Consider the following 24,619-nt stretch of genomic DNA (forward strand, 5'->3'; position numbering starts at 1 on the left):
CAATGAACGGGGCGGAGCGGGCTTCAGCCGCAGCGGATCGCGGTCATGACGTCCTTGTCGTCCACGATGAGATTCAGGCGGGTGTTGTTGTATTCCATGGTGACCAGCTGGCCTGGGCGCAGCATGCGGGCCGAGGTGCTGCCGCTGCGCGTGCGCAGGTCTTCCATGACGGACGGCGTGGCTTTCTGGCCGATCTGCGATTGCAGCGGGCCGGCGTCGCAGGACTTGCCGCGGGCGCTGCCGGGCATGGACGCCGAGCCGCCGTAGGACGAACCGGAACTGTCGCTTGAAGACGATGACGCGCTCGAGGAGCTGGAGGCTGCCGGTGCGCTGGACGAACGCGGAGCACCTGTATTGGCGCACGCGGTCAGGCTGGCAACCAGCAGGAAGGGGATCAGCTTGCGGATCATGTAGGGCTCCTTGCGGCGAACAGACAAAAAGCCATGATAGACCAGCCGCGAGACGCTGTGCTCAAGGAGCGGTGGGCGCCTGCATGCCCGGCAGCTGGCCGAGCCGGTCGGCCAGGAACTGGATGAGCAGACGCGCCCGCAAGGACTGGTAGCGGCGCGAGGGATAGATCAGAAATGCCTCCTGCGGCGAGGCGTTCCAGGCGGGCAGGACGCGCAGCAATTCGCCGCTGGCCAGCAGGTCCTGCACCAGCCAGGCCGGGCACAGGCCGATGCCCGCGCCCATGGCCAGGGTTTCCCGGATGGCCAGGGCATTGTTGACCCGGTAGCGGCCCTGGGTCTGGACGGTGGCGCTCGCGGCGCCCCGCCGCAGCTCCAGGGTTGCGCCCGCGGCCAGCCAGGCGAAGCGGACGTATTCGTGGCCGGCCAGGTCGTCCGGCGTGCGGGGCTTGCCGCGCGCGGCCAGGTAGGCGGGGGCGGCCACCAGGTAACGCGGCGACGTGGCCGCCTTGCGCGCGATGGCATTGGGCGGCAGGCCGCCGCCCAGCCGCAGCGCCACATCCACGCCTTCTTCCACCAGGTCGACAAAGCGGTCGTTCAGGATCAGTTCGACCTGGATGCCGGGATGGGCGTGCAGGAATTCCAGGATCAGCGCGTTCAGCCGGAACTGGCCCAGGGCAACCGGCGCGTTCACGCGCAGCAGGCCGGCGGGCGTTTCGGTCTGGTCGCGGGCGTCGGCGACGGCCTCTGCGTATTCTTCCAGCACCCGGGTGGCGCGCTCGTAGAAGCGCTTGCCTTGCTCGGTGGGCACGACGCGGATCGTGCTGCGTTCAAGCAGGCGCACGCCCATGTCTTTTTCCAGCGCGGCCACGATCTTGCTGAGGGCGGGCTGGCTCAGGCCCTGCTCACGGGCGGCGGCGGACAAGGTGCCCAGTTCCACGGCGCGGACAAACGCCCGCATGGCGCGCAGGGTATCCATGTCGGTCATTCCTTTTTGGAAGAAGTGGTATGCAGTTTACGGGGCTACCGGCACATTCGGGAAGAACCTATCGTGGCGTTACCGAATCCGGTTTTCCGCCGGTTCTTTCTTTTGAAAGGAATGCCATGCACACCCTACGCTTTACTGGAGCACTCGCCTTGCTGGCCGGCAGCCTGTCCGTCCTGGCACCGGCCGAAGCCGGCGCCGCCTGGACCGCCTCCTGGTTCGCCAGCCCGCAGCCTTCATGGGACGCGTCCTTCATCCTGCCGACGGGGATGCCCGCCGAACTGCGCAACCAGACGCTGCGGGAAAAGGCCAGGATCAGCCTGGGCGGCCAGCGGCTGCGCGTGGTGCTGTCCAACCGCTACGGCACGCAGCCGCTGGTGATCGGCGCCGCCCAGGTGGCGGTGGCCGCGGAGGGGGCGGCGATCCGGCCGGGCACGGACCGCGTCCTGCGCTTCGGCGGTCAGCCGGGCGTGACGGTGGCGCCGGGCGCTCAAGCCGTCAGCGATCCCGTGGACCTGTCCGTGCCCGCCTTGAGCGAGCTGGCCGTCAGCACCTACTTCCCGCAGGCCACGCCGGTGACGACCTTCCATTGGGGCGCGCAGCAAACCGGCTTGCTGGTGCGGGGCGATGCCACCGGACAGTCCGGGATGCCCGGCGCCAACCCCTTGGACGGCCGCGCCTTCCTGGCCGGAATCTGGGTGGAAGGTCAGGCGGATGCGCCGGTGGTGGTGGCGTTCGGCGATTCGCTGACCGACGGTAATGGATCGACGCCCGGCGCGAACCGCCGTTGGCCGGACGTCCTGGCCGGCCGTCTGGCGCCCTTGGGCGTGGGCGTGGTGAACGCCGGCATTTCCGGCGCGCGCGTCTGGGGCGACAAGATGGGCCAGAACGCGATGGCGCGGTTCGAGGCGGACGTGCTGTCCCAGCCCGGCGTGCGCACGGTGGTGATGATGATGGGCATCAATGACATCGGCTGGCCGGACAGCGCCTTCGCGCCCGGCGACGCGCCCATGACGGCGGCCCGGCTGACCGAAGGCTACCGGCAACTGGCGGCGGCGGCGCGCGCCCGGGGCGTGCGGGTCGTGGGCGGGACGCTGGCGCCGTTCGAAGGCGCCTTGCACGGGACGCCGCTGGCGGGCCATTACAGTCCGGCCAAGGATGCGGTGCGGCGTGAAGTGAACCGCTGGATCCGCGACAGCGGGGTGTTCGACGCGGTGGCGGATTTTGACGCGGTGCTGCGCGATCCGTCCCATCCCGGCCGCCTGCTGCCGGCCTACGATTCGGGCGATCACCTGCATCCGGGCGATGCCGGCTACCGGGCGATGGCCCGGGCGCTGGACATGGCCACGCTGTTCGGACGGTGAGCCGGGCCGCGCGGGCTCAGTGAAAATTGCGGCTCTGCGCCGCCAGCCCGCCCAGCAGGTCGGACATGTCCACCAGCCGCTGCGCGATCAGATGGCGCACCCCGTCCACGCTCTGCCAGGCCCCGAACACGCCCAGCAGCGTTGCGCCCAGCAGCTCGCGGCGCTGGCGTTCGATCAATTCGGGGCGCACCACCACGTTGACGGGGCCGGTTTCGTCTTCGAGGGTGACGAAGATCACGCCCTTGGAGGTCTGCGGGCGCTGGCGCACGGTGACGATGCCGCAGGCGCGCGCGACGCGCTTGTTGGGATAAGCGTTCAGCACCGAGGCCGGCTGGAAATTGCGCGCGGCAAGCTGGGGGCGCAGCAGCGCCACCGGATGGCTGTGCAGCGTCAGGCCCACGCTGCGGTAGTCCGCGGCCACGGTCTGGCTTTCCGATGGGGCGGCCAGTTGCGGCGCCTGGGTCTCCACGATCTCGGCATCGCGCAGCAGGTCGCGGCTTTGCACGCTGGCGGCGGCCTCCCAACTGGCTTGGCGGCGGTGGCCGGCCAGGGCGCGCAGCGCGTCGCCGGCGGCCAGGGAATTCAGGTCATGGCGGTTGAGCCCGGCGCGGCGGGCCAGGTCGGCGGTGTCCGCGAAAGGGGCGCTGGCGCGCGCCGCCTCGATGCGGCGGGCGGCGTCTTCGCGCATGCCCTGGATCAGGCTCAGGCCCAGCCGCACGGCGGGGCGGGGGCCGCCATCGTCCGGGGCGTGCGGATGCGGGCGTTGTCCGCCGCCGGGGGGCGAGTCCGGCCGGGCTTCCAGGGCGGAATCCCAGCCGCTCACGGTCACGTCCGCGGGCAGCACGCAGACCCCATGGCGGCGGGCATCCTGCACCAGTTGCGCGGGCGCATAGAACCCCATGGGCTGGGAATTGAGCAGGGCCGCCAGAAAGGCTTCCGGCTCGTGGCGCTTGAGCCAGGAACTGGAATACGCCAGCAGCGCGAAGCTGGCGGCATGGCTTTCCGGGAAGCCGTATTCGCCAAACCCTTCCACCTGGCGGAAGAGGGCCTCGGCGAACTCCAGGGTGTAGCCATGCGCCAGCAGCCCGCCCACCAGCTTGATTCGGAACTTGTCCACGCCGCCTTTGCGCCGCCAGGCGGCCATGGAACGGCGCAACTGGTCGGCTTCGCCGGGCGAGAAGCCCGCGGCCACCACGGCGATCTGCATGACCTGTTCCTGGAAGATGGGCACGCCCATGGTGCGGCTGAGCACGCCGCGCACCTTTTCGCTGGGATAGGTCACTTCTTCCTTGCGCTGGCGGCGGCGCAGGTAGGGATGGACCATGCCGCCCTGGATCGGGCCGGGCCGCACGATGGCCACCTGCACCACCAGGTCGTAGTATTCGCGCGGTTTCAGGCGCGGCAGCATCGTCATCTGCGCGCGCGATTCGATCTGGAACACGCCCACCGTGTCGGCGTCGCAGATCATGTCGTAGGTGGGTGCGTCGCCTTCGGGGATGTCCTGCAGCGTCAGCGCCTGGCCGCGGCGCTGGCCGGCCAGTTCCAGCGTGCGGCGCAAGGCCGACAGCATGCCCAGCGCCAGTACATCCACCTTCAGCAGCTTCAGGGCGTCCAGGTCGTCCTTGTCCCATTGCACGACGCTGCGGTCTTCCATGGCGGCGTTCTCGATGGGCACCAGGCGCGAGAGCTTGCCGCGCGAGATCACGAAGCCGCCCGGGTGCTGCGACAGGTGGCGGGGAAAGCCCATCATGGTCTGCGCCAGCGACGCCCACTGGCGCGCCACCTGGGATTCCGGGTCCAGTCCGCAGGCCCCCAGCGTGCGCAGCATTTCCTTCTTGCCGTCCCACCACTGATGGGCGCGGGCCACGGCGTCGATGACGCCCGGGTCCACGCCCAGCGCGCGTCCGGTATCGCGCAGCACGCTGCGCGGGCGGTACGAAATCACGACCGCGGTCAGGGCCGCGCGTTGTCGGCCGTATTTGCCGTAGATGTACTGGATGACCTCTTCGCGGCGCTGGTGTTCGAAGTCGACGTCGATGTCGGGCGGCTCGTTGCGTTCCTTGCTGATGAAGCGTTCGAACAGGTTGTTGCCGCGCGCGGGATCCACCGCGGTGATGCCCAGGCAATAGCAGACGGCGGAGTTGGCGGCCGAACCGCGGCCCTGGCACAGGATGCCGATGCCGCGGGCGTGCTGGACGATGTCGTAGACGGTCAGGAAATAGGCTTCGTAGCCCAGCTCGGCGATCAGCTCCAGTTCTTTTTCGATCTGCGCGGCCACATTGTCGGGAACGCCGGCGGGAAAGCGCCGGATGGCGCCGGCCAGCGCCTCCTGGCGCAGATAGCTGGCCGGCGTGTGGCCGGGCGGCACGATCTCGTCGGGGTATTCGTAGCGCAGCTCGTCCAGCGAAAACGCGCAGCGGCGCGCCACCGCCAGCGTCTGCGCCAGCGCCTCGGGCGGATACAGGCTGGCCAGCCGCATGCGGCTGCGCAGGTGCTGTTCGGCGTTGCCGGAGAGTTCGTAGCCGCATTGCGACACCTGCCGGCGCGTGCGGATGCCGGTCAGCGTGTCATGCAGCGGCTTGCGCGACCGGACGTGCATCTGGACCTGGCCCACCGCCACGACAGGCAGTTCCGAAGCGTGGGCCGCGTGCTCGACCGCGGCGCGGTGCAGGTCGTCGCGCGACTGATACAGCAGGGTCAGCCCCACCCAGGCCCGGTTGGGAAAGACCCGCGCCAGCCAGCGCGCCTGGTCCGCCATGCGGTCGGCGTCGGTGCCGTAGGCGGGCGTCAGGATGGCCAGGCATTCGGGCAGGTGGCGCAGATGCGCGTAGCCTTCGGGCGGATCGGTAAGATCCGCGGGCGCCAGCCGGTATTCGCCCTTGGGCGCGCGGGTGCGCGCCAGCGTGATCAGTTCGGACAGGTTGCCGTAGCCTTCGCGGGTCTGCGCCAGCAGGGTCAGGCCCAGCGGCGCGGCATCGGGCGCGGCGCGCAACTGGAAGGTGGCGCCGATGATCAGCGGCAGCTTCAGGGCCTTGGCTTCCGTGTGGGCGCGCACCACGCCCGCCAGCGAGCATTCGTCGGTCAGGGCCAGGGCGGCGTAGCCCAGTTCGGCGGCACGCGCGGCCAGTTCCTCGGGGTGCGAGGCGCCTTGCAGGAAGGAGAAATTGGACTGGCATTGCAGCTCGGCATAGCCGGGCAACTGGGCCAGGGCGTCAGCGGCGTCCAGCTCGTCGGGGGTGTCGGGAGTGTCGTCGTCCATGTGCATGCGTGCTCAGGCGTACAGCCCATGCAGGAACCAGCGCGCGTGCTCGGCATCGCGTTCGCGGTAGATCCAGTAGCGCGCGCCGGCCGCGTCTTCGGCCACGAAATAATCGCGCACGGTCAGGGCCGGATCCCACCAGCCGCTTTCGATGCGTTCGGGACCGCGCGTCAGCCGCAGGGCCTGGCCGCCGTACTGCGGCCGATGGCCGGACAGCTTCAGGGGTTGCGGGGATTCCAGCAGCCAGAACGGGCGGTCAAGCAGGGTGGGCAGGGGTTCGGGGCGCTGCGGCGGGGCCAGCGCGTCGCCCCAGGAATTGGCGGCCTCGGGACGGTGATCGGGGATGGGGTGGGCGTGGCGCACCTGGCCGCGGCCCAGCCGGGCTACCAGCAGGTCGATCAGGCGGGCGTGGTCGGCGGCGGTGCCGCCGGGTTCGGGAAACAGGGTGGTGCTGGCGGCGGGCTGTTCCACCGTGTCGGGCGCCAGCAGCGTCACGGCGATGACGGGGGCTTCCAGCGTGAAGTGATTCAGTTTTTCGCGCAGCAGGTGCAAGAGCTGCGGCGCCTGCCAGACGGGCTGGGCCAGGGCCAGTTCCAGTTCGGTGGGGGGCCGGGCGTGGCGGCCGCGTTCGTGTTCCATGCTGAGCACCACGCGCCGCACCGCCAGTTGCCGGGCGGTCAGCCAGCCGCCGAGTTGCTCGGCCAGCCGGCGCGCCACGGCCAGCACCGCGTCAGTGTGCTCGACATAGTCCATGAGTTCGATACGCCGCGAAAACTGATTGGGCGGTTCGATCCAGCGGTAGAGCTCGGGCGCCTGGCCATAGGCGGCATCCAGGGCCTGCAGCAGGTCGGGCGTGCTGCGCCGCTGCAGGCCCGCGCGCGGCAGGGCGCGCAGGTGCGCCAGGGTGTGGCAGCCGATGTCGTCCAGCCAGTCCCGCCGGGCTTGGGCCTGGGGCAGCAGCGTCAGGGGCAGGGCATCCAGCCGGCGCGCCAGCGTGGGCAGCGTCAGGGTGCGCCGGGGCGCGCGCCGGCCGGCACGGTGCGCCAGCAGCCAGGCGCCCGTGGCGGTGGGCGCCATGCCCAGCGTCACGCGCAGGTCCAGCGCGCGCAGCGTGGCGGCCACCCGCCGGCTCAGTGCCCGCGGGCCGCGAAAGAACATCAGGCTGGCGCCCACGTTCAGCAGCACGGTGTCGTCGCCGCTCAGGGCGATTTCGGGCGTGTACTGCAGCAAGGCCAGCGCCGCGCCTTGCAGGGTTTCGGCTTCGGCCAGGGCATTGCGGGGCAGCAGCTCGACCTGGGGAGCGATGGCCGCCGCGCCGGCGCGGCGCATGCCCGGCGTGACGCCGGCCTGGCGGGCGGCGGGAGTAAGGGCGGCGACGCGTTCCTGGTCCAGGACGGCGAACGCCTGCCCTTCATGCGGCCAGTGCGGGCGTATGGCGTCCAGCGGCAGGCAGCGCAGGCAGGCGGCGATCCAGAGGCGCATGGCGGGGGGAAGAAGGCGTAAGGGCGCCGGGCTCCAGGCCCACGTACAGCGGCGTGTCGCTGACAGGCCCCCGGCGCTTGAGTATGTGTACGGACAAGCCGCCCGGCGCGGGCGCAAGCGCCAGCCGCAGGGCGGCGGGGGTGGCGTTCTGCGCGGCGCGCGACGGACGCACGGCGATGAACAGCAGGTCGCTGGCCTGGGCCGCCAGGTGCAGGCGGCGCAGGGATTCGGGACGCACATGGGGCAGCCAGCAGATCAGCGCGCCGCAACTCCCGTTTTTCAGGATCTGCTCGGTGGCCCACAGGGCGTCGACGGGTTTTTCGGGCGCCACCCACAGCAATTGCCGGGGATCCAGCCGCCAGCTCATCCAGCTTGCGATGTGCGGAACGTGCGGAGGCTGCACCAGCGCGATGGGGCGGCGCGTTTCTAACTGGGCCAGCGCCGGGCGCAGCAGGCGGATTTCTCCCACGCCGGGATGCGGGGTCAGCAGTTCGACCAGCGAACCCAGCGGCCAGCCGCCGTCGGGCAGTTCGGCCGACAGCGCCGCATGCCCGGTGGGCAGGGTGCGGGCGACGCCTTGGGCAAGCTGGGTGGCGCGCCACAACGCGGGATGGATACGTTCAGGGGACTGCATGGCGGGGACGCCCGGGGCTCGATAGCTGTATGAATATACAGTATTGTACCGGGCTTTGATCCCGCCGGACGTATCGAAAAGTGCCCGGCCTTCGTGCCCCCCGCGCGCGCCGCCGGCGCCTTCGGCAACGGGCGCCGACCGCCGCGGCGTATCCAAGGCGCCCGGATATCCCGCCGCGCATTTTACAATCCGGCAACCGGGGCTCGGTTCTGCGGCCCCATGCCAGCACGGAGCGGTTTATGGCATCTTCCAGTTCTATCGAATTTCTTCCCGATCCGGGCGTCGACGTGCGCCAGCTCTTCATCCTGCTGCACGGCGTGGGCGGCTCGCCCGAGACCCTCAGCCCCCTGGCCGATGCCGTGCGCGCGGCGTTTCCGGCCGCGGCGGTGCTGATCCCCCAGGGCTTCGAGCCTTTCGACGGAGGCGGCGCGGGCCGGCAATGGTTTTCGGTGCGCGGCGTCACCGACGAAAACCGCCCCGACCGCGTGGCCCAGGCCCTGCCGCCCCTGGAAGCCTATGTGCGCGACGCGCAGGCCCGCTTCGGCCTGCTGCAATCGGACACCGCGCTGGCGGGCTTTTCGCAGGGCGCCATCATGGCGCTGGAACTGGTGCAGGCCCACGATGGCATGGCCGGGCGCGTCATCGCGTTTTCGGGACGCTATGCGCAACTGCCCAAAGCCGCTCCGCAATACACCACCATCCACCTGCTGCATGGCGCCGACGACCCTGTCATGAGCGTGGCCCACGCCCAGGCGGCGCAGACGCGGCTGAACGAACTGCATGGCGATTCCACCATCGACATCGCGACCCATGTCGGACACGAATTGCACCCGGCCCTGATCCAGCGCGCCATCGTGCGCCTGCAGACCTGCGTGCCGCTGCGCAGTTGGGAGGCCGCGCTGGGCCTGAACCAGGCCCCGCCCGACGGCACGACGGTGCATTGATCACTTTTCCCAGCCGCCGCCCAGCGCCAGGAACAGCGCGATCTGGTCGCCGCTGAGTTCGGCCTGCGAGGCGGCCAGCGCGCTCTCGTTGGTGGCCAGCGTGCGGTCGGCGTCCAGCACCGTCAGGTAGTCGGTCTTGCCGTACTGGAACAGCCGGCGCGCCTGCGCGGCGGCTTCCGCGCTCTGGTCGCGCGCGGCGCGCAGGGCGGTGTCCCGGTCCAGTTGCCGGGCATAGACGACCAGCGCGCTTTCGGTTTCGCGCAAGGCATTCAGCACGGTCGCATCGAAGCGGGCCGCCGCGGCCTTGGTATTGGCCTCGGCTTCGGCGATGCGGGCCTGCGCGGCGCCGGTGTTGGGAATGGTCCAGGAAATCAGCGGCCCCACGCTCCAGCCGAATGTGCCGCGGTCGCCGAGCATGGAGGCCGGGCCGCCCGACGCGCCCGACAGGCCCAGCGTGATCTTGGGATAGAGATCGGCCGTGGCCACGCCGATGCGCGCGGTCGAAGCGGCCAGGGTGCGTTCCGCCTGCCGGATGTCCGGCCGGCGGCGCAGCAGTTCGGCGCCGTCGCCCACCGGGATGGTCTCCGTCAGTTTGGGCGCGGTGGCGCATTGCAGCAGCGCGGGCGAGATGTCGCGGGGCGTCTGCCCGGTGAGTGCGGCCAGGCGGTACAGCGCGGTGCGCTGCTGCGCCTGGAAGGGCGGCAGGTTGGCCTGCAACTGTTCAAGCTGGCTGCGCGCGCGGGTCACGTCCAGCGTGGTGCCGCGGCCGGCGCGCTGCAGCCGGCTGACGGCGTCCACCGATTCCTTTTGCACCTGCACCGAATGCTGGGCCGAACCCAGCTGCATGCCGGCCGCGCACAAGTTGGCGTAGGCGCGGGCGGTCTCGGCCGCCACGGTGACGCGGGTGGCGTCGTAGGCGGCTTGCGCGGCCTGCGCGTCGCCGCTGGACGCCTCCACGGCGCGGCGGATCTGGCCGAAGAGGTCAAGCTGGTACGACACGCTGGCGCCCGCGGAATAGGACCAGCGGTTGGGGGGATCGATGCCCGGCTGCAGTTCCTGCAGGCCGGACACGTGGCCGAAGGTGGGCGACGCATTGACGCCGATCGTGGGCTGCTGCTGCGCCTGGGTTTCCCGCAAGGCGGCCTGCGCGCGTTCCAGGTTGGCGCTGGCGACGCGCAGGTCGGTGTTGGCGCCCAGGGCTTGCTCGACCAGTCCGTCCAGCACGGGGTCGTTGTACAGGCGCCACCAGTGGCCAGGCACCGCTTCCTGCCGGTACACCCCCGCCTGCGCTTCCACGAACGACGATTGCGCGCTCGGCCGCCCGGAGGCCGACTCGGCGGGCACCTGATAGTCAGGCCCAACGGAGGCGCATCCGGCCAGCGCGAGGGCCAGCATCAGCGGAAGTAGGTGTTTGGTGTTCATGGCAGGTACGGCTTGGCGTCGATAAGAGGTTGCGGGTTGGTAAACGGGTGGGTAAGCGGGGTGAGGGCGGCGCGTGTCAGGAAGCCCGGGGCAAGGCGGCCGGCGCCTGGGCGGGCGCAGGGTCCACCGACACGGTGGCGGTCTGGCCGGCCACCAGGCGCACGCCATCGGGCACGTCGTCGATCTTCACGCGCACGGGGATGCGCTGCGCCAGACGGACCCAGTTGAAGGTCGGGTTCACATTGGGAAGCAGATTGGCGCCGGTGCTGCGGTCGCGGTCGGCGATGCCCATGGCGATGCTCTCGACGTGGCCGCGGATGTGGCGCGAATCGCCCATCAGGGTCACGGTGACCGGGTCGCCTTCACGGATGCCGGGCAGCTTGGTTTCCTCGAAGTAGCCTTCCACGTAGAAGGAGCCGGCGTCCACCAGCGCCATCACGCCATGGCCGGCGGTGGCGTAGGACCCCGCGCGCAGATCCAGGTTGGTGACGCGGCCATCGCTGGCGGCCAGCACGCGGCTACGCTCCAGGTTCAGGCGCGCGGTGTTCAGCTGCACCTCGGCCTGGGCGAGCGCCGCTTCGGTCTGCTGCACCTTGGTCTGGCTTTGCTCGACGGCCTCGGCGGCCACCAGTTGGCCCAGCGAGCGGTTGCGCTTGGCGTCGCGCAGCGCCTGATCGTGCGCCACCTGTTGCGAACGCATCGCGGCCTGGGCCTGGTCGAAGGCAAGCTGGAAGCGCGCGCGGTCGATCTCGAACAGCAGGTCGCCGGCCTTCACGTCCTGGTTGTCGTGCACGGGCACGCGGGTCACCAGGCCGGAAACGTCGGGCGCGACCTGCACCACGTAGGCCTTGACGCGCCCGTCGCGCGTCCAGGGTTCGACTTCATAGTGGTCCCAGAGCTGCCAGCCGGCGTAAGCGGCGGTGGCCACGACGATGGCCGTCACCGCGAACTTGCCGACGGCGGCAGGGCGAAGGGCATTGGGAAGTTTCATACCTATCTCTGGAGAAAATAAGGGGAAATGAGGGAAACGCCGTACAGCAGCACCACGAACAGCGCCAGGTCGAACAGCGCGGGGTGCCACACCAGGCGATACAGCCCGGCGCGCGCAAGCACGCGGCGCACGCCCCAGGCCACGGCCAGGGTGATCACGCCCAGCACCAGCAGCCAGGGGAAGTAAATGCCATACAGGTTGAATTCGCCGGTCATGATGCTTGGCCCTCCATCGCGGGATGGGCGGGTTGGTAGTCGGGCGCGTCGGGGAAGAACGCGCGGCGGATGCCCACCAGCGCCACCACGGCGCGGTCGCGCGCGGTCGGGCCTTGCGGCGTGGCGGCCACGCTGGCAAGCGCGCGGTCGATCTGCGTCAGGAATTCGGGCGGCTTATCGTGCGCGCGCTCTGACGAGCGGATGCGGAAGAATTGCGCCAGGCTGTCGAGCACCGGCTGGATCGTGGGGTCGGCCATCGGCAGGTGGCGGCGCGCCCGCTGCAGCTCGGTGATGTCGCGGCCCACGCGCAGGTCTTTCAGCGCGTCGGCGGCCACCAGGTCGTCGGGCCGCTTGGCCAGCGCCAGGCGCGGCTGCAGCAGGCCGATGCGGTCCAGCATGCGGGCCGTATACGTGTGGCGCGACGGCGCGCGCGGCGAGCTCGCCAGCGTCGCCAGCTCTTTCCAGTTGGCGGCCTGGATGCGGCGCGCGCTCCAGTCGGCGCTGACCGTGCGGAAGATGGCGGCGATGATCGCGGCCGTGGCCACGCCCATGCATTGGGCGACTTGCGTATCGATGAAGGACACGACGTCGGCGGTGTTGGTGTCCTGCAGCGCCATGGTGCCCAGGAAGCCGAACAGCAAGGCCATGGCCTTGCCGGCGCTGGCTGGCCGGGCGATGAAGATGCCCAGCACGAAGGCGGTGGGCAGCATCGACAGGGCCAGCATCTCGAACGAATGGATGGCGGGCATGATGCCCAGCAGGTACAGCGCCGACAGCGGAATCGAATATACCGTGTAGGTCAGGAACTGCATGATGCCGGGAACGGGGTTGTCCTGGGACGCGAAAAAGCAACTGAAGATGGCGGCCATCAGCGCGGCGGTGGCGCCGTTGCTCCAGGCCGTGCCGATCCAGAACGCGCAGCAGACCGAAATGGCCACGCCCGCCGCCAGCGCGGAAAGCAGCGCCATGCCGTGGTCGCGGTGCAGCGCCGAATTGGGATCGCGCGCGGACCGCGACGCGCGCACCGGGGCGCGCAGCGGCGCGCCTTGCAGGCCGGCGCGGATATCGCGGCGCAGGGCCAGGCATTCGTCATAGGTGTCAATGAGCTCGCGCAGCCGCGTCATCAGGCTGGCCAGCAGGGCGTCGCGCCAGCTTGAGCGGCTGTCGATGCCGGGCGTCAGCCGCGTCACGGCCGCGCGCAGGCGCACGGCCGTTTCATGCGATGCCTGCGCGCCGGCATTGATCCATTCGGAGATGTCGCGCAGCAGCGCCGCCACGGGTTCGGGCAAGGCCCGGCCGCCGGCCTGCAGAGCGCGCATGCGGTCTTCCACGGCCGAGACGGCCGGCGTCAGCGCCGAGATCTGGTCCTGCATGGCGCGCACGGCGCCCGCGGTCCAGCGCAGGTTGCTGGTGTCGAACGGGACATGCGTGGACAGCAGGCGCAACTGCGTGATGTCGTTGGCCAGCACGCGGCGGTCCTTGTCGCGCTGCTCGGCGTTCTTGCCGCTGAGCGTGTCATGCATCCAGTTGCGGGCGTCGCGCACCGCTTTGTCCAGTTGCAGCGTCAGCGCGGGCGCCAGGCCGCGCGGCAGGACGATGCTGTGGATCAGCGTGGCGCACACGATGCCCAGGCTGATTTCCTCGACGCGGGCGAGCGCCGTGTCGAACACCAGGGAAGGGTCCGTCACGCTGGGAAAGCCGATCATGGCGGCGGTGTAGCCGGCCAGCATGAACAGGTACGAGCGCGGCGCGCGGTCCAGCACCGACATGTACAGGCAGGCGCCCACCCACAGCACCATCGCGCCGGTCATGATGACGGGCGAATTCGACAGCCGCGGCACCATGTAGACGGTGGCGGCGGAACCGATGAAGGTGCCGACCAGGCGGTACAGCGCCTTGGACCGCACGGCGCCGGACCAGGGCTGGGCCACGACATAGGCGGTGGTCATGGCCCAGAACGGACGCGGCAAACCGATGCTGTAAGCCAGATAGAGCGCCATGATGGCGCTCAGGTAGCTCTTGAGCGAAAAGATGGTTTCGCGGACGTTCGGCAATTTCATGGCCGCGTGTCCTCGTGGGCGCCGGCCCCGCTGCGGCCCAGCGACACCTTCAGCACATCGAAAACGCGCTCGCAGGCTTCCAGGTCCGCTTCGCTCACGCCGTTGAAGAGGCGGCGGCGCAGTTCGACCAGCACGGCTTCGACCTGCGCGCGCAGCGCATGGCCGGCTTCGGTCAGGTGCAGCGTCTTGGCGCGGCGGTCGTGGGCGTCTTCGCGGCGCTCCATCAGGCCGGCGGCGACCAGTTGGTCCAGCACCCGCACCAGCGACGGCCCCTCGACGCCCAGCGCCTCGGCCAGCGCGCCCTGGCGCACGCCGTCTCCCAGCCGGCCGGCCAGGATGACCGGCCAGGCGGTGGCCTGCGACAGGCCATAGTCGACGAGCGCCTTGTCGGCGGCGCCGCGATAAGCGCGCGACAGCACCATCAGGTTTGCGGTGGTGGCCATGAGTTGGGAGTCGGAAGGCGTGTTCATGGAATAGATTGTATCCTATCTATTAGCTTACTAATAATTGAAAATGGCGAATATCTCCATGGATTTTTTCAATTGGGGAAATAGGGGCGGACTTACCGCTGATGGAAAACCGGGAAATAGGGGGCAGGGAATGCCGGGCCTGGCGCCCGGGCCTTCGCCGCCCGAGGCGGCGCCGAACGGCAGCGGGAGGGCTTTTCAGCCGCCGCGCCGCTGGCCCGGAAGACTCAACCGTTGCAGTCGGCCCAGCAATTGGGCGTTTCGTACAGGCGCACGCGGGTCAGGCGCAGGTCCGCGCCGTAATGGCCGTGGTAGTGCGGCGCCAGCGTTTCGAAGACGATGGCCGCCAGGTTTTCCGCGGTGGGAATGCGGTCCAGCACGACGGTCTTGTGGTCGGGCAGGCTGTCCAGAAAGCCGCGCACGGCGGCGTCCCCTTCGAAGACCAGGAACGCGTGGTCCCAGACGTCCACGATGTGGGTCTTGGCGATGTGCTTGATTTCGGAGAAGTCCATCAGCATGCCGTTGTCGGACTCGCCCGGCGCCTGCACCACGTCGCCCGTCAGCGTGATCTCCAGCACGTAGCGGTGGCCGTGCAGGTTGCGGCACTGGCTGCGGTGATCGGGAATGCGGTGGCCGGCGTCGAACTCGAGCCTGCGGGTCACGGAAATCATCGCGTGCTCCGCAAGGCGTGGGGGTAAATCATGGAATGCCTATGTATTTGTGGGTTTGCAGGCTGAGCCGCCATTGCGGATGCTGCATACAGTACTGGACGGCCTGCTCGGTGTTGGCCGCGCGCGCGGGGCCGTCCATGGGTTGCAGGAAGAAATGCTCGAAATCCAGATGCGCGAACGCCGCGGGCAGGGCGTTGGGCTGCGGATAGACCAGCTTGAGCTCGTTGCCGCGTTCCACGACGACGGGCGCCGTGCCCTTGGGACTGACGCAGATCCAGTCGATGCCCGCGGGCGGCTTGATCGTGCCGTTGGTCTCGATGGCCACGGTGAAGCCGCGCGCATGAACCGCGGCCAGCAGCGGCGCGTCCAGTTGCAGCAGGGGTTCGCCGCCGGTGAAGACCACATAACGGTCATCGGCGCCGGGGCCCCAGGCCGCGGCAATGGCGTCGGCCAGCAGGTCCGCCGTGGCGAACTTGCCGCCGCCGTCGCCGTCGGTGCCGATGAAGTCGGTGTCGCAGAAGGTGCAGGCGGCGCTGGCGCGGTCGCTTTCGCGGCCGGTCCAGAGATTACAGCCCGCAAACCGGCAAAATACCGCCGCGCGGCCCGCATGGGCGCCTTCGCCTTGCAGGGTCTTGAAGATTTCTTTGGCGGAGTAAGTCATAAGGATCTGGCGGCAGGGCGCCATGAAAATCGAGCAAAAGCGCACTATTTTACTTGCCGCGGCCGATGTACGCCTAAAGACCCTACCAGCGGTTGGTCTCGCGCGGTCCGGCCACGCCCACCGCGGGACCGGCCGGGCATTCTTGCCGAGCGCCCATCGTGCGCAAAGCGTGAGGGAGTTGTAGACTTCCCGCCTATGTTCAACGTCCAAGATTCCCTATACATCGACGAACGCGACCTGACGTTCACCATGATCCGCGCCCAGGGCGCGGGCGGGCAGAACGTCAACAAGGTTTCCAGCGCCGTCCACCTGCGCTTCGATGTCCGCGCGTCCAGCCTGCCGCCCGAGGTCCAGGATGCCTTGTGCGCCGTGAGCGACCATCGCATCTCCAAGGACGGCGTGATCGTCATCAAGTCGCAGTCGTTTCGCAGCCAGGAAAAGAACCGCGCCGAAGCCATCGAACGCCTGCTCGCCATGGTGCGTTCGGCGATCCAGGTCGACAAGCCGCGCCGCCCGACCAAGCCCACCCGCTCATCGCAGCGCCGCCGCGTGCAGCGCAAGGTGGTGCACGGCGAGGTCAAGCGCCTGCGTGGCCGCGTCCAGGGCGAATGATCGTGGCCGACGCGCGGCGGCGCCACCTGTTCACTTTGGCGGCGCTGTTCGCTGTGCTCTGGCTGGCGCTGGCGATCCATCCGCACGACCGCGCGGACTGGGCGCTGGAAAACGTCCTGGTGCTGGCCTTCGGCGGCGCGCTGTTCTTCACGCGGCGCTGGTTCGTGTTCTCGCGCGTGTCGTACACGCTGATCTTCCTGTATCTGTGCCTGCATGCCGTCGGCGCGCACTACACCTATTCGCTGGTGCCCTACGACGAGTGGTGGCGCGCCTTGACCGGCCATGGCTTCAACAGCCTGGTCGGCTGGGAGCGCAACAATTTCGATCGGGTGGTGCATTTTTCGTATGGCTTGCTGCTGGCCTATCCCATCCGCGAGATCTTCCTGCGGGTGGTCGAGGTGCGCGGCTTCTGGGCCTACTTCCTGCCCCTGGACGTGACCTTGTCCACGTCGGCGCTGTACGAACTGATCGAATGGGGCGCGGCGGAATTTGTCGGGGGCGACCTCGGCGCCGCCTACCTGGGCACGCAGGGCGACATCTGGGACGCCCAGAAAGACATGGCGCTGGCGGCGCTGGGGGCGGCCATCGCCATGGCCGTCACCGCGCTGGTCAACTGGCGGGCGCAGCGCGATCTGGCGCGCGACTGGGCCGACAGCCTCAAGCCTGGGCAAGCGCAGCGGGGCCAATAGCCTCAACGTCCGCAGGGGCATAAGGATATATCGGTTCTTCACGATATATGATTCGATAAATTGCGATATACAAATATGACCGCATCCGCTTCATCCCCCGATCAGATCGGCACGCAACCCGGCATCGACGCCGACGCCATCCTCAAGGCGCTGGCCAACCCCGTGCGGCGCGACATCCTTGCGTGGCTGAAGACGCCTCATGCGTATTTCGAGGAAAGCCCTGGCCACACCTTCGAACACGGGGTGTGCGCGGGCCACATCGATAACCGCTGCGGGCTGTCCCAGTCCACGGTGTCTTCGCATCTGGCCGTCTTGCAACGCGCGGGTCTGATCTCGGCCACGAAGGTGGGGCAGTGGGTCTTCTTTCGTCGCAATGAATCCGTGATTGCCGCGTTCCTGCGGCAACTGAACCTGGATATGTAGGCAACTCGCCGCACCCGCCAAAACGCCCCGTACCCCGGGGTGGAAGGATTTTGCATGAACCGCTTGTTTGAACCCCTGCGCGCTGGCGACCTGGCCTTGCGCAACCGCGTCGTCATGGCGCCCCTGACCCGGCAGCGCGCCAGCGCCGGCCGCGTGCCCAACGACCTGATGGTCGAGTACTACACCCAGCGCGCCGGCGCCGGAATGATCCTGACCGAAGCCACCGCCGTGACGCCCCAGGGCGTGGGCTATGCCGATACCCCGGGCCTGTGGTCCACCGAACAGGTCAAGGGCTGGCGCAAGGTCACGTCCGCCGTGCATGACCTGGACGGCCTGATCGTGGCCCAGTTGTGGCACGTCGGGCGCATTTCGGATCCGCTGTTCCTCGACGGCGAGCTGCCCGTCGCGCCCAGCGCCATCGCGGCCAAGGGCCATGTCAGCCACGTGCGTCCCCAGCGCGCCTACGTCACGCCGCGCGCGCTGGAAACCGCGGAAATCCCGGGCGTGGTCCAGGCCTATCGCCATGGCGCGCAGATGGCGATGGAAGCGGGCTTTGACGGCGTCGAAGTGCATGCCGCCAACGGCTACCTGCTGGACCAGTTCCTGCAGGACAGCACCAACCAGCGCACCGACCAGTACGGCGGTTCTCTCGAAAACCGCGCCCGCCTGCTGATGGAAGTGGTCGACGCCTGCGTGTCGGTATGGGGCGCGGGCCGCGTGGGCGTGCACCTGTCGCCGCGCGGCGACATCCACACCATGGGCGACTCCGATCTTGCCGGCACCTTCCGCTACGTGGCGCGCGAACTGGGCAAACGCGGCATCGCCTTTCTGTGCGTGCGCGAACATGAAGCCGCCGACAGCCTGGGCCCGGTCCTGAAGGCCGAGTTCGGCGGCGTGTACATCGCCAACGAAGGCTATACGCGGGAATCCGCCGAGGCCGCCGTGGCCGCGGGCAAGGCCGACGCGGTGGCGTTCGGCGTGCCGTACATCGCCACGCCCGATCTGGCGCGGCGGATTGAAATCAACGCGCCGCTGAACAAGCCCAATCCGTCCACGTTCTACGCGTCGGGCGCCGAAGGGTACACGGACTATCCGGCGCTGCCGGCGTAAGTTTGCGGGCCCGCGTTTTGCGGGGCCGCAGGCGAGTGCGTGGTGTATGCATGGCGCATGGCGCGAACGTGGCGTCTGCATGACGCCTGCACGACGCCTGTATGACGCGAACGTGGCGTCTGCAGAGCGTGTACATGGCGCTTAGAGCGCGGCGCGCATCGGATAGGTGAACAAGCCGAAGTGCGCCGCGTTCAGGCCCAGGTGCGCCAGCACCGCCGCGCCCAGGCCGCCGTATTTGTACGCGGCGCCATAGGCCGCGCCAGCCAGGCCGGCCAGCAGCATCCATTGCCAGCCGCCCGCGTAGTGGGCCAGGCCGAATAGTACGGCCGCCACGACCAGCGCCGCCCAGGCGCCCCAGGCGCGGTGGCCCCACCATGCGGCCAGCCGCTGCTGCACATAGCCGCGGAACAGGGCTTCTTCCGCCAGCGTAACCAGCAAGGCATTGTTGATCAGCCAGAGCCAGCCGGACGCGGGCCATTTGGGCGCCCATCCCACCACGCCCAGCGCCAGCGCGCATCCCAGGCATGCCAGCACCGCGGCCGCGCACGCCAGGATCGCGGCGGCCCAGGTGGCGCGCGGATTGGCGGCCGTCATCGGCGGCGCCAACGCCAGCACGACCCAGAACGCCACCAGAGGCTTGTCCATGTTCAGGTACAGGCCAAAGGGCACCGCGTTCGCGCTCAGCGGGACGGGCGCAATCACCAGCGGGTTGTGGAATCCGGGCAGCAGATGCAGAAAGAGCAGCGCGGCCAGCGCAAGAAACAGTGCGTGCCCGGCGGCGCGCGCGGCAGGACTGCCTTGCGGGCGCACAAGCGCCGCGGCCAGCACCAGCAGCGCGGGCCAGGCGAACGCCACGGGATCGACCACGCCCTCGTAAAAGGCCCACACCGAGGCGGCTCCCAGAGGCGCCAGCGCCCAGCGGCGCGTGGCCGGCGGCCATAGCATGGCGGCGGCCAGAAACAGGGCGGACCAGGGGGAAATGACGGGCATTGGCGGAGGCGGGGCGCGCGCAAAGCGCTCAGTGTAAGCGCGGCCAGGCTATTCGATCAGCCTATATCCCCATGCCGGAACCAATCCCTGCGCGACGGCACGGATGCGGTATCGTTTGCGGCCCGCAAACGTGTGTACAGGAGTCAAGAATGAAAACCATCGCGTGGCTGATGTTGGGGGCGGCGCTGCTGCCGTTCGTGTCGGCGATTGTGGCCAAGGCGGGCGGCAGGAAATTCGACAACAACGATCCACGCGCGTGGCTGGCGCGCCAGGAGGGTTGGCGCGCGCGCGCCAATGCGGCGCAGACCAATACGTTCGAGGCGTTGCCGTTCTTCTTTGCCGCCGTGTTGTTCGCGCTCTACAACCAGGCGCCGACGGCGCACGTGGCCAGCCTGATGGCTTGCTGGCTGGGCGTGCGGCTGGGGTATCTGGCCATGTACCTGGCAAATTGGGGCGCGTTGCGCTCGCTGGTCTGGGCGATCAGCGTGGGCTTCGTCATCGCGATCCTGTTCTCGGGCGTCTAAAGCCTGGCGGGGCGGCTTTTCCGCGCGGCCAGGCCCCGCCTGTCTTTCCTCACTTCCACTCGAACATCGCGCGCACGGTGCCGGCGCCTTGCACGGACACCTCGCGCTCTTGCGCCTTGCCGTTGTAGGTGGCGGACACCTTGTAGCTGCCCGCCGGCAGCTTCACCAGCATGTAGGGGCCCTCGGCCGTCACCTGCAGCACGGACTTGCCCTGTGCGTCGCGGATCACGACCGCGACATCGGCCACGTAGTCCGCCTTGCCGTCGCGCTGCGCGGCAAAGGTGAGCGCAAGCGGGTAATGGCTGGCGGCGGCTTTCATGGCTTCGGATTCGTCGATGCCGATGCCGCCGCTGACGTATTCCACCGGGCCCTGATGCTGCACCGGCGGCATGCCGGCCTGCGCCGTCGACAGGATTCCCGCGATGGCCATGCTGCCCAGCGCCATGGCGGTGGCCATGGTGCAGCGTTCGATTCTCTTGTTCATAGGATTCTCCTGACAGGATGTCCGGGACGGCGGCGTGCCGGGCCAACCATCGCCGGACGAAAGCAAGACGTTCGACCCGCATGCCCGCGCGGAGTTCGCGTCACGATGCCTGGGATATCAACCGATTGTTTCAGGCGGCTGTTGCAGAATATCGCCGCCGGGGGCGGGGCGCCAGGAAAACGTCAGACGGCTTTCGCCGCTGACAGCGCCGTCGGGCGCGAAGCGCCTTTCATGCAGCTGTCCGGCGCCGTCGCCGTGCAGCGCCAACACGCTAGAGCTGCGGGTGCCATAGTCCGGGCTGACGATGAAGGGGCTGCTCAACAGCCGTTCGCGGTCCAGGGGCAGACCGGTGGCGGGCAGATCGCCGTCGTCCGCGGGATTGCGGTCGGCCAGCGCGGCGTAGAGCGCGGGCAAGTCGGGCTGCGGATGGCCTTGCAGCACGGCCATGAACGCCGCCTTGGTGCGGGCCAGCTTGGGCCAGGGCGTGTCCAGCAGATGGTTGGACAGCGCGTAGACGCCGGGCGCGAGCGCGCGCGGCCCGCCGTCGCGGTTGCTCAGGTACCAGGCCTCGCGGGAGTCGCCGACGATCAGGTTGAATCCGTTATAGGCCTGGCCGGTCCGGTGCACGTCCGCCAGGTAGGCCCGCGGCTCCATAGAACCGCGCAGGAAATCCTCGACCAGCGCGCCGCGCGACGGCGCATTGTCCAGATGCCTGCCCGGCTCGCGGAAGTTGGTCACCAGCGCGTAGCGGCCGTGGCTGGTCACGCCCATCCAGGTGCCGCCGGCCAGGCCGTCGCGGCCGGCGTAGATCGCGGGCGCGTCGGCCCATTGCGCGGCGGGCAGGGTGGGGCGCACGTGGAATTCGTCGCGATTGGCGGCGATCAGCACGGGAATGCCGGGAAGGGAATGCAGGGCCAGTACGGCAAGACACATGATTCAGACCTGGTTGGCGGTGGATGTGGGGGTGGCGCGGCCGGGAGCCGCCGTGAAATCGGGACCGGCAAGTGTTGCGCGCAAGGCTTCGATCTCGGCGGCCACGTCCCGCAAGGCGGGCGCCGGAGCGGCGATGGCGTCCGCCGGCATCGGCGTGCCCTGTTCCACCGCCGCGGCGATGCGCTTCAGGTCGGCGGACAGCAGGGCGATTTGTGCGGCGGTGGGCGTGTCCTGGCCGGCCTGCAGCGGCCAGGCGGTGTCCGAGATCGCATTGGCCACGCGTTCCAGCGCCACTTCCACCGGCCACCATGCCAGCGCGCGGCGGCTGACCAGCCGGGGCTCGGACAGCCCGCGCTGCAGCGCGATGCGCAGGTCGGACAGACGCGCATAGGCCTGCGCGCGCAGGACGTGACGGTTGGCGGCATCCGCCTGGAAGACCGTGTTCAGGTAGGCGGCCAGGGTTGCGATGGCGGTGGATACGGCATGGTCCAGGTTGTTGCGTTCGATGCGCATCCAGGGCAGGTAGCCCACCAGCAGCACGATGGCCGCGGCGACGCCCACGTCGACCAGCCGCGCCAGCGCGATGGGCCAGCTTCCCGGCTGCAGGGCGCCGATCAGCAGCATGAGGATGGGCAGCAGTATGGCCGAGAACAGGCCGTAATTGCGCCGTATCGACCACGGCAGCAACGCGGCCAGCGCCGCCACGATGAGCAGACTGGCGATGCCGCCACGGTCCAGCGCCAGCACGGTCGCGCTGATCGCCACGCCGACGACGCTGCCCGCGCAGCTTTGCAGCGCGCGCGCGAAGACCGAGCCGAAATTGGGCTTGAACACCACCACCACGATCAGCGGCACCCAATAAGACCGGGGCAGCGAGGCCGCCAGGGCCACGGCTTCCGCGGCGGCCAGGCACAGCCCCAGGCGCACCAGGTAGCGCACGGTCGCCGGTCCGGGCCGGTAGGTGCGCGCCAGCACGCGCCATGGCGTGCGCGGGCGCGCGGGTTGCAGGGCGGCGAACGCCTCGGCTTCGGAAGGCCTGGCGCCGTCCAGCAGGGGCTGCGCCTGCGCCAGCGCATCGGCCAGCAGCGGCATGCCGGCCTGGCGCAGCGCGGCGATGTCATCGCGCGCGTCCGGTTCGGCGTCGTTCTCCACCCGGTCGGCCAGATGATTCATGACGCGGGCGCATTCTGGCGGCAGCACGCGGCCGGCGCGCGCCAGCGCCAATGCGGCATTGGTCAGCGGCGTGCAGGCCTGTAGCTGGGCGGCCAGCCGCGCGAGCCGGGGCGATGGACCCGCCGCGCGGCCTCTCGCGGCCAGCACGGTATCGTAGGCGGCGCTCATGGCCGCTTCCATGTCGCGGCGCGCGATCATGAGGCGGGACGTGCCGGTGGCCGCGAACATCGCCGCCAGCTTGCGGTAGGCCTGCGCCACCGCGGCGCGTTCGGGCGCGATGGGGTTGACGATCCAGCCCGACAGGGTGAGCGTCAGGCCGAACAGGCCGCCCGCGCCCACCAGCACCGAAGGCAGCCAGGGCGGCAGGGTGGACGTCAGGCTCGACCCCACGATGACATACGTGGCGAACTGCAGGGTGGCCACGGCGGCGATGTTGTTGAACGTGCCGACCAGGCTGGCCGCCAGCACCAGGACCATCATCGCGGCCGAGGTCCACAGGCCGTGGCCCGCTACCAGGTTGCCCAGCAGATAGCCCAGCGCGCCGCCGAACACCGTCGAACCGATGGAAAGCGCGCGGTTGCGGTAGGGGCCGCCGTTGTCGCCCGTGATGGCGGGCAGCGCGCCCAGCGCCACCAGCGCGGCGGCGGCGCTCTGGTCCAGCGCCATGCCCACGGCCGACGGCAGGCCGATGGCCAGAGCCGCGCGCAGCATCACCCAGGGATTCACGGGCGAAGGCTCCATGTGCGCCAGGCTCATCAGCCAGCGCATGTTGGAGGCGCGCGCGCCGTGGTTCAGCGTGGGGCGGGACACGGTGGCCTCATGGGCGTCGGCGTTCAGGCCTTGATCAGCGGCGCCTCTTCGGGCGCGGCCAGGCGGAAGTAATCTTCCGTGTTCAGCAGGATGGAGGCGTCCAGGCGGCCGGCGTTGAACACGATTTCATCGTGGCGGGCGCGCAGGGTGGGATCCACCAGCAGCAGCAGGTCGGGATTGAAGCTGAAGGGCGGGATCGCGCCGATCTCGCATCCGGTGAGTTCGCGCGCCAGGTCCTGGGAGGCCAGCGATGCCTTTTTGCCGCCCGCCGCGCGCGCGATCGCGTCCAGGTCGGCCTGCTTGTCGGCCGGAAACACGGCCAGCACGTTCTTGCGCTGGTTCGATGAGATCTTCACGCGGCAGACCAGCGCCTTGGCGCCCTGGCTGACCTCGGTGCCGCGTATGGCCGCGACCTCGACGGAACGGCCGGCCGCGGCGTGTTCGAGCAGGCGGTAGCGCGCCTGGTTCTGGGCAAGAAGGGCTTGCAGGCGTTCAAAGACTTCCATGGGGTGACGGCAGCGGAAAAGGGGGCGCCGGGATTCGGCCCCGTACGCCGCATGATACGCCCGCGCGCGGCCGTCAGATCTCTCCGGTGAAGGCGTAGCCCCAGCCCCAGACGGTGCGGATCGGCAGTTCCATGGGCACGTCCTGCGCCTTGCGCCGCAAACGGCTCACGAGGACATCGGTGCGGCGCATGGACTCGCGGCCCGAACGAGAATCGACGCCCGGCGGGTCGCTGCGGGGCATGCGCTTGTCGGGGGAGGCCGTCAGCTTCAGCAGGAACTCCCGTTCGGCCTGGGTCAGCGACAGGCGCGTGCCCTGCGGGCTGACGAGCGTCCAGGCGGCATCGAGGAACTGCCATTTGCCGGTGGATTCGGCGGCAGGGACGGGCACGGGCGCGCGCGGTTCGGCCTCGGGCGCGCGGCGGCCGGTGGCAGGCACCCGGCGCACCAGCGCCTGCAGCGCCGCCGCGATCTCGGCGGTGGCGACATCGAGCGAAAAGCAGGCGTCGGCCCCGCAGTGCAGGCCGAGGATGCGGTTCTCCGGGGAGTCGAAGGCGGAAACGGCGACGATGCCGGCGGTGGTATCCATGGCGCGCAGACCTGCGACGGCCATGCAAAGATCGGAAAATTCGGCTTGCATCACCAGCAGCGGGGTACGGCGCGTCTGGAACAGCCGGAACAGTCCATTGGAGTCTTCGCAGCATCGCGGCGAAAATCCCATTCCGGCCAATTCGTCGCTGCGGCGTACGCGCTGCCCGGCATCGGGAGCGAAGACGATCAGGTCTAATAAGTCATTCATGAATCGT

General features: G+C 69.4%; 25 protein-coding genes. 7 read left to right on the forward strand and 18 right to left on the reverse strand.

The features are described from left to right. Positions 1–23: 23 nt before the first annotated feature. Both ASE30_RS04085 and ASE30_RS04090 read right to left on the reverse strand, forming a co-directional pair. Complete coding sequence (locus ASE30_RS04085) at positions 24–410, reverse strand: I78 family peptidase inhibitor (protein ID WP_057282945.1); 387 nt, start codon at positions 408–410, stop codon at positions 24–26. A 61-nt stretch (positions 411–471) separates the two neighbouring features. Further along, the gene (locus ASE30_RS04090; protein ID WP_057282946.1) at positions 472–1,386 is read right to left on the reverse strand and encodes a LysR family transcriptional regulator; all 915 of its coding nucleotides are present in this window, start codon (positions 1,384–1,386) and stop codon (positions 472–474) included. A 125-nt stretch (positions 1,387–1,511) separates the two neighbouring features. Between ASE30_RS04090 and ASE30_RS04095 the strand changes: the two genes are divergently transcribed. Beyond that, positions 1,512–2,756 (forward strand): SGNH/GDSL hydrolase family protein, encoded by a 1,245-nt coding sequence (locus tag ASE30_RS04095; protein ID WP_057282947.1) that lies wholly within the window; start codon positions 1,512–1,514, stop codon positions 2,754–2,756. A gap of 16 nt (positions 2,757–2,772) precedes the next feature. Here ASE30_RS04095 and ASE30_RS04100 read toward each other — a convergent pair whose 3' ends face one another. Genes ASE30_RS04100 through imuA form a run of 3 tightly spaced genes read right to left on the reverse strand, consistent with a single transcriptional unit; the run spans position 2,773 to position 8,131 of the window. Beyond that, entirely contained in the window at positions 2,773–6,015 is a 3,243-nt protein-coding gene (locus ASE30_RS04100) for an error-prone DNA polymerase (protein WP_156407526.1), read from the reverse strand. Positions 6,016–6,027: 12 nt separating this feature from the next. After that, the gene (locus ASE30_RS04105; protein WP_057282949.1) at positions 6,028–7,497 is read right to left on the reverse strand and encodes a DNA polymerase Y family protein; all 1,470 of its coding nucleotides are present in this window, start codon (positions 7,495–7,497) and stop codon (positions 6,028–6,030) included. Continuing rightward, positions 7,427–8,131, reverse strand: a complete 705-nt coding sequence (imuA, locus tag ASE30_RS04110; RefSeq protein WP_057282950.1) for a translesion DNA synthesis-associated protein ImuA — start codon at positions 8,129–8,131, stop codon at positions 7,427–7,429. Before imuA ends, ASE30_RS04105 begins: the two co-directional genes overlap by 71 nt. A gap of 239 nt (positions 8,132–8,370) precedes the next feature. Here imuA and ypfH point away from each other — a divergent pair, with 239 nt between their 5' ends. Then, complete coding sequence (gene ypfH, locus ASE30_RS04115) at positions 8,371–9,075, forward strand: esterase (RefSeq protein WP_057282951.1); 705 nt, start codon at positions 8,371–8,373, stop codon at positions 9,073–9,075. Here the strand turns inward: ypfH and ASE30_RS04120 are convergent, their stop codons facing one another. From ASE30_RS04120 to queE, 7 genes are all read right to left on the reverse strand, one after another. Then, the gene (locus ASE30_RS04120; RefSeq protein ID WP_057282952.1) at positions 9,076–10,497 is read right to left on the reverse strand and encodes an efflux transporter outer membrane subunit; all 1,422 of its coding nucleotides are present in this window, start codon (positions 10,495–10,497) and stop codon (positions 9,076–9,078) included. It lies immediately after the preceding gene. Positions 10,498–10,573: 76 nt separating this feature from the next. Further along, positions 10,574–11,488 (reverse strand): HlyD family secretion protein, encoded by a 915-nt coding sequence (locus ASE30_RS04125; RefSeq protein WP_057282953.1) that lies wholly within the window; start codon positions 11,486–11,488, stop codon positions 10,574–10,576. A 2-nt stretch (positions 11,489–11,490) separates the two neighbouring features. After that, a complete protein-coding gene (locus ASE30_RS04130; RefSeq protein ID WP_057282954.1) occupies positions 11,491–11,703 on the reverse strand; it encodes a DUF1656 domain-containing protein in 213 nt (70 codons plus the stop codon). Next, complete coding sequence (locus ASE30_RS04135; protein WP_057282955.1) at positions 11,700–13,763, reverse strand: FUSC family protein; 2,064 nt, start codon at positions 13,761–13,763, stop codon at positions 11,700–11,702. The genes ASE30_RS04130 and ASE30_RS04135 overlap by 4 nt, the downstream gene beginning before the upstream one ends. Beyond that, positions 13,760–14,233 carry a MarR family winged helix-turn-helix transcriptional regulator gene (locus tag ASE30_RS04140; RefSeq protein WP_057282956.1) on the reverse strand — a complete coding sequence of 158 codons (474 nt, stop codon included), beginning with the start codon at positions 14,231–14,233 and terminating at the stop codon, positions 13,760–13,762. Before ASE30_RS04140 ends, ASE30_RS04135 begins: the two co-directional genes overlap by 4 nt. Before the next feature lie 224 nt (positions 14,234–14,457). Beyond that, a complete protein-coding gene (queD, locus tag ASE30_RS04145; RefSeq protein ID WP_057282957.1) occupies positions 14,458–14,901 on the reverse strand; it encodes a 6-carboxytetrahydropterin synthase QueD in 444 nt (147 codons plus the stop codon). 28 nt (positions 14,902–14,929) lie between these two features. Next, positions 14,930–15,562, reverse strand: coding sequence for a 7-carboxy-7-deazaguanine synthase (queE, locus tag ASE30_RS04150; RefSeq protein ID WP_057283268.1), 633 nt, complete (start codon positions 15,560–15,562; stop codon positions 14,930–14,932). A 195-nt stretch (positions 15,563–15,757) separates the two neighbouring features. Between queE and arfB the strand changes: the two genes are divergently transcribed. From arfB to ASE30_RS04170, 4 genes are all read left to right on the forward strand, one after another. Beyond that, entirely contained in the window at positions 15,758–16,174 is a 417-nt protein-coding gene (arfB, locus tag ASE30_RS04155; RefSeq protein ID WP_057282958.1) for an alternative ribosome rescue aminoacyl-tRNA hydrolase ArfB, read from the forward strand. Further along, the gene (locus ASE30_RS04160; RefSeq protein WP_057282959.1) at positions 16,171–16,863 is read left to right on the forward strand and encodes a DUF2238 domain-containing protein; all 693 of its coding nucleotides are present in this window, start codon (positions 16,171–16,173) and stop codon (positions 16,861–16,863) included. The genes arfB and ASE30_RS04160 overlap by 4 nt, the downstream gene beginning before the upstream one ends. A gap of 75 nt (positions 16,864–16,938) precedes the next feature. Beyond that, on the forward strand, positions 16,939–17,286 hold the full coding sequence (locus ASE30_RS04165; protein ID WP_057282960.1) for a helix-turn-helix transcriptional regulator: 348 nt from the start codon (positions 16,939–16,941) through the stop codon (positions 17,284–17,286). A 54-nt stretch (positions 17,287–17,340) separates the two neighbouring features. Continuing rightward, on the forward strand, positions 17,341–18,396 hold the full coding sequence (locus ASE30_RS04170) for an alkene reductase (protein WP_057282961.1): 1,056 nt from the start codon (positions 17,341–17,343) through the stop codon (positions 18,394–18,396). A 141-nt stretch (positions 18,397–18,537) separates the two neighbouring features. Here the strand turns inward: ASE30_RS04170 and ASE30_RS04175 are convergent, their stop codons facing one another. Next, positions 18,538–19,386: a type II CAAX prenyl endopeptidase Rce1 family protein gene (locus ASE30_RS04175; protein WP_057282962.1), complete on the reverse strand. Its 849-nt coding sequence runs from the start codon at positions 19,384–19,386 to the stop codon at positions 18,538–18,540. Between the two features lie 149 nt (positions 19,387–19,535). Here ASE30_RS04175 and ASE30_RS04180 point away from each other — a divergent pair, with 149 nt between their 5' ends. Then, positions 19,536–19,910, forward strand: coding sequence for an MAPEG family protein (locus ASE30_RS04180; protein WP_057282963.1), 375 nt, complete (start codon positions 19,536–19,538; stop codon positions 19,908–19,910). 49 nt (positions 19,911–19,959) lie between these two features. Here ASE30_RS04180 and ASE30_RS04185 read toward each other — a convergent pair whose 3' ends face one another. From ASE30_RS04185 to ASE30_RS04205, 5 genes are all read right to left on the reverse strand, one after another. Then, on the reverse strand, positions 19,960–20,394 hold the full coding sequence (locus tag ASE30_RS04185) for a carboxypeptidase-like regulatory domain-containing protein (RefSeq protein ID WP_057282964.1): 435 nt from the start codon (positions 20,392–20,394) through the stop codon (positions 19,960–19,962). Positions 20,395–20,511: 117 nt separating this feature from the next. Then, positions 20,512–21,327 (reverse strand): NRDE family protein, encoded by an 816-nt coding sequence (locus ASE30_RS04190; protein ID WP_057282965.1) that lies wholly within the window; start codon positions 21,325–21,327, stop codon positions 20,512–20,514. A 3-nt stretch (positions 21,328–21,330) separates the two neighbouring features. Further along, positions 21,331–23,310, reverse strand: coding sequence for an FUSC family protein (locus ASE30_RS04195; protein ID WP_057282966.1), 1,980 nt, complete (start codon positions 23,308–23,310; stop codon positions 21,331–21,333). 23 nt (positions 23,311–23,333) lie between these two features. Continuing rightward, positions 23,334–23,816, reverse strand: a complete 483-nt coding sequence (locus tag ASE30_RS04200) for a YbaK/prolyl-tRNA synthetase associated domain-containing protein (RefSeq protein WP_057282967.1) — start codon at positions 23,814–23,816, stop codon at positions 23,334–23,336. A 73-nt stretch (positions 23,817–23,889) separates the two neighbouring features. Further along, complete coding sequence (locus tag ASE30_RS04205) at positions 23,890–24,612, reverse strand: response regulator transcription factor (RefSeq protein ID WP_057282968.1); 723 nt, start codon at positions 24,610–24,612, stop codon at positions 23,890–23,892. Between the last annotated feature and the right edge of the window lie 7 nt (positions 24,613–24,619).

This window comes from Achromobacter sp. Root83, from assembly GCF_001428845.1.
Classification (GTDB): Bacteria; Pseudomonadota; Gammaproteobacteria; order Burkholderiales; family Burkholderiaceae_B; genus Achromobacter.

Bases quoted from the DNA above. Each gene is read 5' to 3' on its own strand.
- arfB (WP_057282958.1), top strand. From the start codon at position 15,758: ATGTTCAACGTCCAAGATTCCCTATACATCGACGAACGCGACCTGACG.
- ASE30_RS04105 (WP_057282949.1), bottom strand. From the start codon at position 7,497: ATGCGCCTCTGGATCGCCGCCTGCCTGCGCTGCCTGCCGCTGGACGCC.
- ASE30_RS04135 (WP_057282955.1), bottom strand. From the start codon at position 13,763: ATGAAATTGCCGAACGTCCGCGAAACCATCTTTTCGCTCAAGAGCTAC.
- ASE30_RS04190 (WP_057282965.1), bottom strand. From the start codon at position 21,327: ATGTGTCTTGCCGTACTGGCCCTGCATTCCCTTCCCGGCATTCCCGTG.
- ASE30_RS04180 (WP_057282963.1), top strand. From the start codon at position 19,536: ATGAAAACCATCGCGTGGCTGATGTTGGGGGCGGCGCTGCTGCCGTTC.
- ASE30_RS04140 (WP_057282956.1), bottom strand. From the start codon at position 14,233: ATGAACACGCCTTCCGACTCCCAACTCATGGCCACCACCGCAAACCTG.
- ASE30_RS04185 (WP_057282964.1), bottom strand. From the start codon at position 20,394: ATGAACAAGAGAATCGAACGCTGCACCATGGCCACCGCCATGGCGCTG.
- ASE30_RS04120 (WP_057282952.1), bottom strand. From the start codon at position 10,497: ATGAACACCAAACACCTACTTCCGCTGATGCTGGCCCTCGCGCTGGCC.
- ASE30_RS04100 (WP_156407526.1), bottom strand. From the start codon at position 6,015: ATGGACGACGACACTCCCGACACCCCCGACGAGCTGGACGCCGCTGAC.
- imuA (WP_057282950.1), bottom strand. From the start codon at position 8,131: ATGCAGTCCCCTGAACGTATCCATCCCGCGTTGTGGCGCGCCACCCAG.
- queE (WP_057283268.1), bottom strand. From the start codon at position 15,562: ATGACTTACTCCGCCAAAGAAATCTTCAAGACCCTGCAAGGCGAAGGC.
- ypfH (WP_057282951.1), top strand. From the start codon at position 8,371: ATGGCATCTTCCAGTTCTATCGAATTTCTTCCCGATCCGGGCGTCGAC.
- ASE30_RS04165 (WP_057282960.1), top strand. From the start codon at position 16,939: ATGACCGCATCCGCTTCATCCCCCGATCAGATCGGCACGCAACCCGGC.
- queD (WP_057282957.1), bottom strand. From the start codon at position 14,901: ATGATTTCCGTGACCCGCAGGCTCGAGTTCGACGCCGGCCACCGCATT.
- ASE30_RS04095 (WP_057282947.1), top strand. From the start codon at position 1,512: ATGCACACCCTACGCTTTACTGGAGCACTCGCCTTGCTGGCCGGCAGC.
- ASE30_RS04125 (WP_057282953.1), bottom strand. From the start codon at position 11,488: ATGAAACTTCCCAATGCCCTTCGCCCTGCCGCCGTCGGCAAGTTCGCG.
- ASE30_RS04090 (WP_057282946.1), bottom strand. From the start codon at position 1,386: ATGGATACCCTGCGCGCCATGCGGGCGTTTGTCCGCGCCGTGGAACTG.
- ASE30_RS04130 (WP_057282954.1), bottom strand. From the start codon at position 11,703: ATGACCGGCGAATTCAACCTGTATGGCATTTACTTCCCCTGGCTGCTG.
- ASE30_RS04170 (WP_057282961.1), top strand. From the start codon at position 17,341: ATGAACCGCTTGTTTGAACCCCTGCGCGCTGGCGACCTGGCCTTGCGC.
- ASE30_RS04160 (WP_057282959.1), top strand. From the start codon at position 16,171: ATGATCGTGGCCGACGCGCGGCGGCGCCACCTGTTCACTTTGGCGGCG.
- ASE30_RS04205 (WP_057282968.1), bottom strand. From the start codon at position 24,612: ATGAATGACTTATTAGACCTGATCGTCTTCGCTCCCGATGCCGGGCAG.
- ASE30_RS04200 (WP_057282967.1), bottom strand. From the start codon at position 23,816: ATGGAAGTCTTTGAACGCCTGCAAGCCCTTCTTGCCCAGAACCAGGCG.
- ASE30_RS04085 (WP_057282945.1), bottom strand. From the start codon at position 410: ATGATCCGCAAGCTGATCCCCTTCCTGCTGGTTGCCAGCCTGACCGCG.
- ASE30_RS04175 (WP_057282962.1), bottom strand. From the start codon at position 19,386: ATGCCCGTCATTTCCCCCTGGTCCGCCCTGTTTCTGGCCGCCGCCATG.